Source organism: Endozoicomonas ascidiicola (assembly GCF_001646945.1).
In the GTDB taxonomy this organism is placed as follows: domain Bacteria; phylum Pseudomonadota; class Gammaproteobacteria; order Pseudomonadales; family Endozoicomonadaceae; genus Endozoicomonas; species Endozoicomonas ascidiicola.
In genome coordinates this window covers 101,534-114,615 of record NZ_LUTV01000003.1, presented here as the reverse complement: position 1 = coordinate 114,615, position 13,082 = coordinate 101,534, and the positions used below count along the sequence as shown (strand labels likewise).

10 protein-coding genes are annotated in these 13,082 nt (G+C 45.3%); 2 read left to right on the top strand and 8 right to left on the bottom strand.

Annotated features, from left to right (window positions below; genetic code table 11):
* Nucleotides 1–362: 362 nt before the first annotated feature.
* A complete protein-coding gene (locus tag AKL11_RS07975; RefSeq protein WP_067516243.1) occupies nt 363–2,555 on the top strand; it encodes an AarF/UbiB family protein in 2,193 nt (730 codons plus the stop codon).
* Nucleotides 2,556–2,901: 346 nt separating this feature from the next.
* On the top strand, nt 2,902–3,330 hold the full coding sequence (locus AKL11_RS07970; protein WP_157673471.1) for a hypothetical protein: 429 nt from the start codon (nt 2,902–2,904) through the stop codon (nt 3,328–3,330).
* 43 nt (nt 3,331–3,373) lie between these two features.
* On the opposite strand, the gene AKL11_RS07965 is transcribed toward AKL11_RS07970, so the two are convergent.
* From AKL11_RS07965 to AKL11_RS07930, 8 genes are all read right to left on the bottom strand, one after another.
* Nucleotides 3,374–4,594, bottom strand: a complete 1,221-nt coding sequence (locus AKL11_RS07965) for a phenylacetate--CoA ligase family protein (protein ID WP_067516240.1) — start codon at nt 4,592–4,594, stop codon at nt 3,374–3,376.
* A gap of 13 nt (nt 4,595–4,607) precedes the next feature.
* Nucleotides 4,608–5,552 (bottom strand): ABC transporter ATP-binding protein, encoded by a 945-nt coding sequence (locus AKL11_RS07960; protein WP_342669730.1) that lies wholly within the window; start codon nt 5,550–5,552, stop codon nt 4,608–4,610.
* A gap of 50 nt (nt 5,553–5,602) precedes the next feature.
* Nucleotides 5,603–6,847, bottom strand: a complete 1,245-nt coding sequence (locus tag AKL11_RS07955) for an ABC transporter substrate-binding protein (protein ID WP_067516238.1) — start codon at nt 6,845–6,847, stop codon at nt 5,603–5,605.
* A 38-nt stretch (nt 6,848–6,885) separates the two neighbouring features.
* On the bottom strand, nt 6,886–7,959 hold the full coding sequence (locus tag AKL11_RS07950; protein WP_067516237.1) for a branched-chain amino acid ABC transporter permease: 1,074 nt from the start codon (nt 7,957–7,959) through the stop codon (nt 6,886–6,888).
* A 25-nt stretch (nt 7,960–7,984) separates the two neighbouring features.
* Nucleotides 7,985–8,878, bottom strand: coding sequence for a branched-chain amino acid ABC transporter permease (locus tag AKL11_RS07945; RefSeq protein ID WP_067516235.1), 894 nt, complete (start codon nt 8,876–8,878; stop codon nt 7,985–7,987).
* A complete protein-coding gene (locus tag AKL11_RS07940; RefSeq protein ID WP_067516232.1) occupies nt 8,875–10,854 on the bottom strand; it encodes a long-chain fatty acid--CoA ligase in 1,980 nt (659 codons plus the stop codon). Before AKL11_RS07940 ends, AKL11_RS07945 begins: the two co-directional genes overlap by 4 nt.
* Nucleotides 10,851–11,642 carry an ABC transporter ATP-binding protein gene (locus tag AKL11_RS07935; protein WP_067516229.1) on the bottom strand — a complete coding sequence of 264 codons (792 nt, stop codon included), beginning with the start codon at nt 11,640–11,642 and terminating at the stop codon, nt 10,851–10,853. Before AKL11_RS07935 ends, AKL11_RS07940 begins: the two co-directional genes overlap by 4 nt.
* A 174-nt stretch (nt 11,643–11,816) precedes the next feature.
* Nucleotides 11,817–12,776 carry a LysR family transcriptional regulator gene (locus AKL11_RS07930; RefSeq protein WP_067516227.1) on the bottom strand — a complete coding sequence of 320 codons (960 nt, stop codon included), beginning with the start codon at nt 12,774–12,776 and terminating at the stop codon, nt 11,817–11,819.
* Nucleotides 12,777–13,082: the final 306 nt, after the last annotated feature.

Genomic DNA, 13,082 nt, shown 5'->3' with positions numbered 1-13,082 from the left:
TATGATGCTTCATGCCTGTCTCTCTTGTTCTGTAAAATAGCTGTCTCGACAACCGCTATTTTACCGTAGATCAACAGAGACAAGCACTTCAGTTCTTCCCCAGATTTTTAACCGGACAGCAGTGACTACTCTTTGATGCTTTTTATGAGCTGTGATTGAGCCCCTATCTTTTTATAGACACAGCGATTGGCCATATCCATCAGTCGTTTTTCAGGTCTCTTTAAAAAACTGAATTATCCCTAACCAAAATTTAAAAGTCCTAATCTATAAAAACTAATACCTGAATCCAATGAACTTTCATCATGTCTAAATGTCCATAGATTTGAAGATGTAACTTTTATATACAAATGGAAACCATACTCATGAGCCCCGTTGCGCCAAGCATTAGTACCACTAGCCAAGCAAACCCACCCCTTGATGAAAAAAAACAAAAACAATCAGTAGACTACAAAAATACACTTCATGGTCAGCTGGACTTGTCCTGTCAGGAAAGCATTCAAAAGAAAATAACTGATCGAAGGGTTCTCATTGCTAACCAGCCAGCAATAAATGGGGTAAGTGCAATCACAAATTTACAAACCCTTTTTGCGCTTGTACTAAATACGCCTAGATTGTTTAGCACTGCATACAATGCACTTATTGGGTTTGGTTTTCAAAGTCCAAAAGCCATGGAAAATCTTGCTCGGTCAGGTGGATTAGTTGGAAAAGCCTGTCAACTCATGGGGGCTAACAGTAGATATATAGAGGAAACAATCACTAGCATACACCAATCAACTACAAAAACGGAGCCATCTGACCAACCGCGCACACTCAATAACCAAGCAGAAGGTGCTGTTTCAATTGATAGTGGAAGTTTAAAAAGGCCATTGACTGACAGCGCAGGCACTGAAGAGACACCCCGAGAAAAGATTGCTAAGACCACCCCATCATCAGATGGGAAGGAAATGCCTGAAAATTACGCCTTTATGAAGTCTGGAAGAGATGTAACTAACAGTTCAGATCTGCATATGCCTGATACCATCGATTACGACAAAATTACAAAAATGAAAAAAATAATGCAGTCTACATTAAGCTCCAATAATGCAGGTAAGATTTCCCCAGAAGATGTAGTCAACTACTTAAAGGAATCCATACATTCAAATAATCCTTCTGCAAGTTTAGATATTGAATACAACGAAGAACTTGGTCGAGGAATGATCTGCCAAACTGACAGGGTTACAATATCAGGCCAAGCGCTGGCAGTTAAGACAGTTTCACCAGAATTACTCAACCTGCTATCTCAGGACATGATGATTCTTAGAAATATAATATCGCCTCTTGTAAACATGAAATATGGATCAGACAATTTACAATGCACATTTTTTGACTCGGCAATAAAACAGATAATAGAAGAAGCAAATCTGAGTATTGAGCTAGCAAACAGTGAAATTATTTATGATTTTTTTGAAAACTACAAACCGGAAAATAATGTTATAGAGGTTTCTTCCGGTAAAAAAACCCGAAAAATTCCTGTTCATTTCTCAGCGCCGAAAACTTACCAGCACTATTCAAATAACAAAGTACTTGTAATGGATTTAATGCCCGGTTGTCCTTTAGATCGTAGTCATCAGGTCTTTTCAATATTAGAAAACTGGAAGCCAGAATGGAATAATCATCAAGAATTGAACACAGAACAGATCAACCAAATTTTACAGGACCTAAAACAAAGAATCCCCTCTATGTGGCTGTCCGCTTCGAAAAATATTGGTTTTTCAAATATAGACCTGCATCCTGGAAACTGCATGTTCTGGACTGATGATAATAGTATTCATATTGGCTTTATTGATAACGGAAGTTGTCGTGAAATGTTTCCAATGGATGAAAAGGTAACTATCGCATTAAATAACAACATGATGCTTTCCCTATCCGCCTTTTTAGCAATAAAAGCGAAAGAAGATAACTTTCAAAAGTTAAGTTTGAAAGAGGTGGAGAATTTAACATTCACCCCAATTTCTGAAACTACATGCGAAGCTGTTCTGCACGATATAATTGACTGGCAACGCTATGAGAAACAAAATATGGCATTAGAACCAATTAAACAATGGTATCAACAATCACGAACAGTAAAAGAAGTACTGAATCATCTCTATAAAGACTTCAAAGAGAATTGGGAACACAATGATGTATGGGCGAAAATCCATGACCAACCAAATCCGGAAACTGTGGTAAGCGCCAGTCTGGTATCAATTCTCCAAAACAGCCATAGCAAACATGAAAATCATGGCACGAAACCGATAGCTTCAGCATCCCTGAAAAGCTCTAGTCGCAAGATTGAGTTTAAGAAAGTACAGATTACTGATGATGAGCTTAGAGAATTATTGAAAAACCCTGAAAGCTCCAAGTCGGAAACTAAAAGCATCTTTTCTATGAATATACAACAATCTCTAAAATCCATGGGAATAGTCAGTTCCAAACCCATAATTTTCATAGATCGTCTAAAATATCAGGCGGATGCCTTTAAAAAGTTCGAATTGTGGGATAAAGATTTCCAATCATCAAGCGGCACCCCTGTGTAATATAGCGTACTGTTCCTTTAATCCTGTTTAAAGACAGAAATGATGCCCGGCACACTGCCGCACCCACCGGGTATCATTTCTAATAACACATATTCCGGTATCAATAATTGATCCTCCAAATGATCAACCCCTCGCACTGAATACGGGTAACTGATGGAATTGATATTTCAGATCATTAAACGTAACGATAAGCTCATTATACGAGTGAGAGGTCATCGTTCTATATGGCCTGAGACTTTTTGATACAAATTGCGACAAACTCCGGAGCTTCAGGGATAATTCTGCGAAATTCATGGTTTTAAATGAACTCAACGAAGCGGCATTCAAGCCAAAAAGGAGAGAAACCATGAAAAAGACAACCTTGATCGCTGCAGCACTGGCTACTGTATTCACCACCTCTTCTGCCTTTGCCTGGTTTGGTGACGATAATGGCGGCAATGATGGCGGTAAGGGTCGCTGCATTGATGGCGATCGCAAAGGCCATTTTATGAAAGGTGAACGGGGCAAACACGGCAAGCGTGGAAACTTCAAAGAACACATGGATCGCGAGTTTACCGCTGAAGAAATCCGCACACTGAACGAAGCTCGCCTGATTATGCAAGGCAATGACAATGTTCAGTTAGGTGAAGTAACCGCCACGGATAATGGCTACAAAGTAACCATCGTGACTAAAGATAACTCCCTGGTTAAGGAGATGGAACTGGCGAAAAACGGCATGCCTTTAGAACGTTACGAAGCCATCAAGGCGCGTATGGAAGCTAGAGATAAGCACTAACAAGTTCCCAGTAATCAGCCCGGCTCAAACACCGGGCTGCTCTTCAACCCCGCTCATCAACAATCAGCTGATCTTCTTTCGCCAGCGTTTCTACCCGCTGAGTTTCCCCTCTCAGACGAGTCACCGATTTAATGGATTTTTTCAACGCCTCGGTATCCACCTGATCGCTGGATTCATACAACAGTGTAAGTCTATCTTTGCCCTCCTCATGGCTGATACTAAACTGCGCCTTGATAATGCCATGATGACGTTGAACGATAGTGGTCACCTGATTAGGATGCACAAACAAACCTCGAACCTTGGTAGAAATATCCGAACGCCCAAGCCAGCCACGAATCCGGGTATTGGTTCGACCGCAGGCACTTGAACCTTCAGCCACGGCAGAAAGGTCACCCGTTGCAAAGCGAATCATCGGGTATTCCGGGTTGAAACTGGTGACTACCACTTCACCGATACCGCCTTCTGGCACCACTTCGCCAATGTCTGGATTCAGAATTTCCAGAATAATATCTTCAGCAACCATCATCCCCGCACTGCTATGACTCTCATAAGCAATGAGCCCAAGGTCCGCCGTTGCGTAACACTGAAAGCACTGAATACCCCGACACTGAAAGTAACTTCTCAGGCTTTCTGGCAGCGCTTCCCCCGACACCATAGCGTGAGTAAACGACAGATCCTGACCTTTTGCGTCCGCTTTCTCTAACAGTGTTTTTAAGAACGAAGGGGTTCCACAGTAACCGGTGGGCTTCAGAGAATCGATCACTTGCAACTGTAATTCCGTTTGCCCTGTGCCTGCGGGAATCACCGCACAACCACAAGCCCGGGCACCGGAATCCATAATAAAGCCACCGGGGCTTAAGTGATAAGACAATGTGTTATGGACAATATCCCCCGCCCGGAACCCGGCAGCATAGAAAGCCTGCCCCATTCGCCACCAATCATCACCTTTACCTTCAGGCTCCTGAATAGGCCCAGGAGACTGAAACAAACGAGCAACCGCACCTGGGTCAACACCATTTAAACCACCAAAAGGCGGGTGACCTGCCTGAAAGCGAATCAAATCAGACTTTCGGGTAACGGGCAGTCTGGCAAGATCCTCACGACACTGAATACTCGCGGGATTCACATTCTGCAATAACTGCTGATAGTAGACGCTGTCCGTTCTTGCACGAGACAGTGTTTCCCGTAGCTCGCCAAACAAATAGCGTTCCCGCTCGGCTGGATTCATCACCTCTTTTATGGAAAAGCAATTCTCAGTGCTCATGGGCGTTCCTTTTTTAGAGCCAGCGTTTACGACGCTTGTAGGATTTCAGATTCTTAAAGCTGCGACTGCTTTCATTTCCCCCAAGATAAAATTCCTTCACATCCTGGTTGTTTAACAGCTCTTCCCGGGTACCGTCCAAGACCACTTTGCCAGATTCCATAATGTAACCGTAACTGGCATTTTTCAGGGCAAAATTGGCATTCTGTTCAACCAGCAACATGGTAATGCCCTGCTCCCGGTTGATTTTCTCGATGATGCCAAAAACTTCTTTTACCAACAGTGGCGATAAACCCATTGACGGCTCATCCAGCAGAATCATTTTTGGATTAGCCATCAATGCACGACCAATCGCCAACATTTGCTGCTCACCTCCGGATAAATAACCCGCAAGGCCACTTCGCTCTTTCAGCCGTGGAAAATAGGTATAAACCCGGTCAATCTCATCACGGATATTCTTCTGACTTCGAGTGTATGCCCCAAGCCTGAGGTTTTCTTCACAGGTCATGTCTTCAACAATACGACGACCTTCCATAACCTGAAAGATGCCAGAACGGACGATATCCTCGGCATTCTTCCGATCAATCCGCTCACCCATAAACCGGATTTCACCATTGCTCACTTCACCATCTTCTGATTTCAGTAACCCAGAGATCGCTTTCAGCGTGGTGGATTTTCCGGCACCATTTGGGCCAAGCAACGTAACGATCTGACCTTCCGGCACGTCAAGACTGACGCCACGCAAGACCAGAATCACTTCGTCGTAAATCACTTCGACATTATTAATGCTGAGCAGTGGCTCGGCAGATTCTATTTTCAGGGCTTCCATAAGACCCCCATGGATCAACAGCTGAATTTCGTGATAGGTCGGTAAGCCAATATGTTGCCAACCATTTTTAGACACCTCGTTCCCATGCTCCGTGTGGGAATGCATACCCTTTATTTTCAAAGAGATAGTCATATGGGTTCCCACGCAGAGCATGGGAACCAGAACTATTGCGACTGCCTGTATTAATACCCTAACCAGTCTTCACGGCGAGGCAGCGTTACCTGTGATAGTTGTTTCACAGCGATATCACCCTGATTCCATTTTGCCTGATAAATTTTCACGGAATTCAAACCACGATGGTCGTCTGCTGCCCAACTGGCTGGCAAACAAACACCGTCAAGCCCTTCAGGAATCCAATCCTGTTTGGCATACATACCCTGCTTAATATTGGCTCCGGTGATGCCACCATTTTCCTCAGCCCATTTCATGGCTTCTGCCATATACAGAGTTGAGCAAACGCCCCGGATGTAATGGTGTGTCTGAAAGCTCTCATCACGGTTAGCCGCCTTGGCAATATCTTTCACCATTTTCAGGTTCTCGACATCGTCATTCCAGAACGGTGTCAAAGCCGGGAAGACATAGTTATCAATCCCTTCACCAGCCGCTTTGAAGGTCAGCATATCGCCGCCCCAGATATTGGACATAAACTGAATATCGGTGCCCACGGTATTACAGGATTTAATCAGCGACACCACTGAACCACCGAGATTGGCTACATAACCATACTGCGCACCGGTAGTTTTGATCGACAAACATTGCGCTTTAAAGTCGCCAGGTTTCATAGAGACCACTACCGGCGGTTTCACATCAAAGCCAAGCTCTTCAGCGTATTCTGCACAGGCAGCTTTAGGTGCATTTGGGTAAGGGTGGTTATCGCCGATGTGAACAAAGCCCGGCTTACCGGTTTCTCCTTTACCTTGCCAATCGTCTTTTGCCCATTGCACTAATGCACGACAGGTGTCGGAATACGAAGCGCCGTAGAAGAAGTTATAGGGTGCTGCTTTTTTGGTTTTCGGGTTTTTCTTCTGCGGGTCAGTCAGGTGGCCTGAGTAAGAAGCCGAATACACCGGAATTTCATCTTTGACGATGAAGGAAATCAACGCTTCTGTATCTGCCGTACCCCAACCCTGCATGGCAACCATATTTTTACGGGATTTCCATTTTTTATAGTTGCTGATGGCCTGAGGTACTTTGTAAGCATAATCCACTGTCTCTGTCTCAATCATGGTGCCATTAATGCCACCCTGCAGATTAATCCACGACAGTGTGTCTTTAATACCATCAGCATAATATTTACCCACAAAGGCTGTTGGGCCCGAGTAATCTGCCAAGTGACCAACAAAGACGGTTTCTTTGGCCGTTACACTGAACGACAAGGCGGCGATAGCCAGCCCGGGAAGGACTTGTTTACAGAGTATCTTTAGCATGTGTTGTCTCCTTATTATTATTTTTGACATCTACTGCATTAATACGCGAAGGGGTAAAACTTCCAATACGCCTTAATCTGCCGCCAGCGATGAGCCAATCCCTGGGGTTCAAATACCAGGAAAAGAATAATCACCAGCCCAACCGCCATTTCTTTAAAATAGGCCATACTCTCCGCCACACTGCCGGCAGGTAGCAGGCCAGTACCAGCTATCAGTGCAACCACCGACTCCAATACTTCTGGCAATAGCACAATAAAAATAGTGCCCAGCAAGGCGCCAAACACTGAACCCAAGCCTCCGATAATGATCATTGCCAGAAACTGAATAGACATCATCAGCGTAAAACCTTCTGCGGAAACATAGCCCAGATAATGGCCGTAAAGTGCACCGCCAATACCTGCAAAAAAGGACGAAACACCAAAGGATAGCAATCGATACCAATTCAGATTAATCCCCATTATTTCTGCAGAAAGGTAGTGATCACGGACCGCCACAAATGCCCGCCCATCACGGCTGCGCATGAGGTTTGTCCCCCAGAGGTACATAAACACCAAGGCGAACAGTGCGATGTAAAAGAAGGACTGATCTGAATCCAGGGTATAACCAAATATTGAGACCGGCTCGGCAGCAGCGCCATAGGAGCCACCGGAAAACCATTCTGCACGGGCGAAGAAATCTTCAATAATAAACTGCGCTGCCAGAGTAGCGATGGCCAGATAAAGACCTTTAATACGGGCTGCTGGTGATCCGAAAATCATACCAACGACCATGGTCAACCAACCCGCCAGAGGAATGGCCAGCCATACCGGAATCCCAAATTCATTATTCAGCCAAGCTGAAGCAAAGGCACCAAATCCGAAGAAAGCACCGTGACCAAGGGAAATCTGGCCGGTAAAGCCCACCAATATGTTCAAACCCAGAGCAGCGATGCCCAGATAAGCCACCTGAATAAAGAGTGTCAGGAAGTAAGCGTCCAGAATCAATGGCGCAAAGCAAAGCGCTATTACGGTTGCCACCACCAGCCAACGAATGGTGCTGGTTTCAAAGATCTGGTTATCGGCTTTGTAGCTGGTTCGAAAATCGCCACAGGGTCGCATGGAAAGAGAAATCATTATTTTAACGTCCTTTTTCCCGAATTTAGATTCGCTCGATATTTTTAGTACCAAACAAACCATAAGGTTTGATGGTCAGAATAATCAGCAGGATATAAAACGGTGCAATGGTGTATAGGTTGCCAATATGTAGATATTGACTGTCGATAAACTCCGCAAGGTTTTCCAACACACCAATAATCACACCACCGACAACGCCACCCACAATGGAGTCCAACCCACCAAGAATGACCGCCGGAAACACCTTAATCCCAATAAACGACAACGCATCAGAAACACCATTCACCATTCCAATAACAATGCCCGCGGTGGCAGACACCATGGCAGAGATTGCCCAGCTGGCTGCAAAGACTTTGGAAACGGAAATCCCCAAGCTGCTAGCCACTTGCTGATCAAACGCGGTAGCACGCATCGCTAAACCAAGCCTTGAATAACGGAAGAACCAATAAAAGCCCACCATCATGACCACGGAGAAAATCAGGCTGAGAATATAGGCCAACTCAATATTCAGACCCGCAATACTAATGGTGCTGGTTTCAAATACTTGTGGATAACTTTCAGCAGACACTCCGAAAATCCATTTCATCAATGATTGGAAAAACATGGAAAGCCCAATAGTCACCATGATCACCGAGATGATGGGTTCGCCAATCATTGGCCTGAGAAATACCGCCTGTATTATGATGCCGAACACCGTCATAAAGCCGAGAGTTAACAAAAACCCGATATAAAAAGGGAGATCCAACCAAACCAGTGTCGCCCAACACACCCAGGCACCAATCAACAGAAACTCACCCTGCGCAAAGTTCACCACCTGAGTGGATTTATAAATCAACACAAAGCACATGGCGATCACGCCATAGAGCAGGCCAACAATCAGACCATTCACTGTGAGCTGCAGTAGAAGTTCCGTATTCATAATGCTTCCTCCAGTGCTTTGTTGGCCAGATCTTTGCTGGATTGCTTTCTGTCGGCATATTGCTCGGTGAGTACCGGTATATCATCGCCAAGATTTATTACATCCAGTGTCGTTTGAATCCGACTTTTACTGCCATCCTGGAAGGTAATGACCGTATCAACTTCGACTCGTTCATCACCTTTGTAGAGTGCATTGATAATATCTGCATACTTTTCGGCAACCACGCTCCGGCGAACTTTCCGGGTTCGTGTCAGCTCACCATCGTCGGCATCCAGCTCTTTGTAGAGCAACAGGAATCGTTTGATTCGCTGGCTTTCCGGTAACCCTTCATTCACCTGTTCCATGGCCTGCTGGAGCAAAGTTTGTATTTCTGGCTGCGAAGAAAGATTCGTATAGTTGGTAAATGCTATGCCACGGGCTTCCGCCCATTTAGACACGATACTGTAACGGATGCAGAGCAGTGCCGTCAGGTAGGGCCGTTCATTGCCAAGGATCACCGCTTCTGCAATGTAAGGAGAAAACTTCAGCCGGTTCTCAATATATTGAGGTGAAAAACGTATCTGGGTCGATGTTTGAGCCAGGTCTTTTACTCGATCAACCACCACCAAATGGCCACTGTCTTTTATATAGCCAGCATCGCCGGTATACATCCAGCCATCCCGAACGTCATCATGGAATGCCTGATCGTTCTTATGATAGCCAGTGAACATTCCAGAGGTACGAGCGACAATTTCACCCAACCCATTTTCATCCGGCTGCTCGATACGCAATTCACTGTTATCAAAAGGAACACCAACGGATTCGTAATCAATATCCTCACCGTTGTGAATCGTATATGCGCCTGCCAGCTCAGTCTGACCATACAGCTGCTTCAGCGGTACGCCCATAGCATGAAACAGTTTGAAGGTATCCGGCCCCATAGCCGCACCACCGGTGGCAGCTGATGTCAGGTTTGAAAAGCCCAGTCGGTCCCGCAGGGCGCCCATCAAAATCCAGTCGGCTAATTTTGATTTCCGCCCCTGTTCTCTGGCTTTCAATGCACGGTCTAAACCAAACTTGAATAGCTTTTGTTTCAAAGGCTGAGCGTCCATCATCCTTGCATGAATTTCTGCTGCCAGATTTTCCCAAACCCTCGGTGCCAGCAGCACAAACTCAGGCCCGATCTCCCGAAGATCGGACATCATGGTTTCCTGAGTTTCGACAAAATTAATAACCTGTCGTTGAATCAATGCCTGACCAACGGCGTATACCTGCTCCATCACCCAAGGCAGTGGTAAAACGGACACATAATTATTGCCTGGCTTTTTAGGGTCAGCTCGAAGATAAGCGGCACAATGATCAAGAAATGGGCCGGAGTGATGTTTCGCCAGTTTTGGTCTGGAGGTTGTGCCTGATGTAGTACAAAGGATGGAAAGGTTATCACCATGGGTGCTTTCAACCATGCTGGCGTATAGCTCTGGTTGTTGTTGGTCCAGTTGACGCCCTAATTGATACACCTTTTCTATATCGACCAATCGATCATCGTCGTATTTGCGCATTCCCCGTGGGTCGCAGTAAACAATATGACGAATCGTTGGAATTCGAACTTCCAGCTCCAGAAGCTTGTCGCACTGCTCTTCATCTTCTGCGATCACAACTGCTGACTCAGAAAATGTCAGCAGATATTCTGTCTCTTCATGGAGTGAATCTTGATAAACACCCAGGGAATATCCGTGGAGAGCATGGGCAGCCACTTCACCCCAAATCCACTCTGGTCGGTTGTCGCCTAATAACGCGATCACTTCTCCAGCATTCACCCCCAGCGACCTTAATCCGAGTGTTAGCCACTTAACCCGATTGTGGTAATCCTGCCAGGTAAATACCTGCCAAATGCCATACTCTTTCTCGCGCATGGCCACATCATCGCCATAGTGCTCAGCGTTCCAGGCGAGAAGTTTTGGAAAAGTGTCGTAGATATTGATATCTGGAAAACTCATACCGCAGCCTCCAATATGTCATCCTCTTCTCCAAGGTAGGCTCTGCGCACGTGCTCGTTATCAATCACTTCTTCCGGCAGCCCTTCTGCGATTTTGCTGCCAAAATCTAAAACCATAACCCGCTTAGAGATACCCATGACCACACTCATATCGTGTTCAATCATCACCACGGTCATCCCCCACTCTTCATTCAAGTCGAGGATATAACGCGCCATATCTTCTTTTTCTTCCTGATTCATACCAGCCATGGGTTCATCCAGCAGAATCATGTCAGGCTTCAATGCAATGGCTCTCGCCAGCTCTACCCTTTTTCTCAAACCATAGGAAAGCGTGCCTGTCTGCTTTTTGCGGATATGGGCAATTTCCAGGAAATCGATAATTTCTTCTACTGTACGACGATGCTCAAGCTCTTCTTTCTGAGCGCCGGAAAACCAATACAACGGCCCTGACGCAAAATTATTTTTAAGCAGGTGGTGTCGTCCAACCAGAATGTTTTCCAGTACCGACATGTGACTGAATAACGCAAGATTCTGGAAAGTCCTTCCCAGCCCCAGAGATGAGCGCTGATTCGGCTTCATCCGGGTGATTTCCTGCTGTTTAAATGAAATGGAACCCTGCTGCGGCTGATAACGTCCGGAGATGCAATTCAGCATGGACGTTTTGCCAGCACCGTTAGGCCCAATGATGGAGTAAACGTCGCCTTTATTCACAGTAAAACTGACGTCAGTGAGCGCCTTTACGCCACCAAACGCGAGATCAATCTGCTTGACCTCAAGAAGTGGTTTCATACCCATTGCCTTCCTATTTTATTTTTATTCTTGGATTTTTATTGTTTGGCAATTTGTCTATTTTGTTCAGTTTTCAAACTAACACGAAGTTTACGTAAACGTAAACTTATTACACACTCCTATTCTCAAGATTTGCACCAGAATTCACTATAAGACCAACGTCTAATATCTTATTTAACTGACTGTATCATGATGTGGCAATAATAATGCTCTCCTCTCTCTAACCACACTCCCAACCAGCTTTCTTAACCACTTTAATAGCAGGTTGTCATGATCTTCCCGGCGCCAGGCCAGATAAATATCAAAATCTGGCACCGCCACCGGGCAGGGAGAAGCCGTCAACATCTGCTCTGGATCACCTAGAGCCGCCAGCACCCGAGGAACCACACTGATTAATGGCTCTCCTGGCAACAGTCGTAACAGCGAGGTAAACCGTCCACAGGTGACACGAACTTTTCGTTTATCCCCGCGCTCTGCCAGTAAATCATCAACGATCCCTTTTACAAAACCAGTGTTGTTTATAAGGGCATGATCCACAGAGAGGAAGTCTTCATAGCTGAGCGGTAAATTGAGCTTTAACTGTCGATTATCAAAAAGGCAAACATGCTTTTCGGTATACAGTTTTTCCATGGCCAGCTCCGCCGGACCGTTACCAAGACTACCGATAGCAATGTCCAGCAAGCCTTTCTGAAACCCTGCAAACGCACTGTCACGACCCACCAGAATAAAACTAACCGATGACTCTGGCGCACTAAACCTTAGCGCTTCAACAATCGCTTCTGCATACAACGACTCCGCATAATCCGTAAGACCTATTTTGATGTGCCCAGAGAACAAGGCTGGCTCAAAGTGCTGCACAGGCAGTAAATCATTACGCACCTGATCCAGAATTTTTCTGAGCATTGGTTGAAGCTCACTCGCCCGACGAGTCAGTTTCATGGTGCTGCCTTGCCTGACCAGTAAAGGGTCATCAAACAGCTCTCGGAGTCGCCCCAGGTGATGGCTCATGGCAGGCTGACCAATAAAAAGACGACCAGCTGCCTTGGTCACACTGCGTTCATCCAACAGTGCTTCTAATGCGGTTAGAAGATTTAAATCAATTCTGGAAAGGTTCGGTTTAGATGAAGAAAACATTACTGACGTTTTATCCAATGAATTTTTTTAAAAAATCTTACGACTTTCGCCGTATTTAATGCGAACAATCAGTAAGTTGACTACACGACTATTATCATAGTTACAGGGGGTGCTCAGCCTGAATAATGTAGCAAGTATTTAAAAAGCATCTACTCTATTAGTAATTGACTACTGACGTTTATGTTTGCTGCCATGCCTGCCCAGATACTTTCTTCAAAAAACTCCGAAACCCAAGTTCTCATCACTATCCAGCATGGAAAGTCAATGTTGGAGTTTGAAGATCTGTTACAGGACGAGCTTAATGAT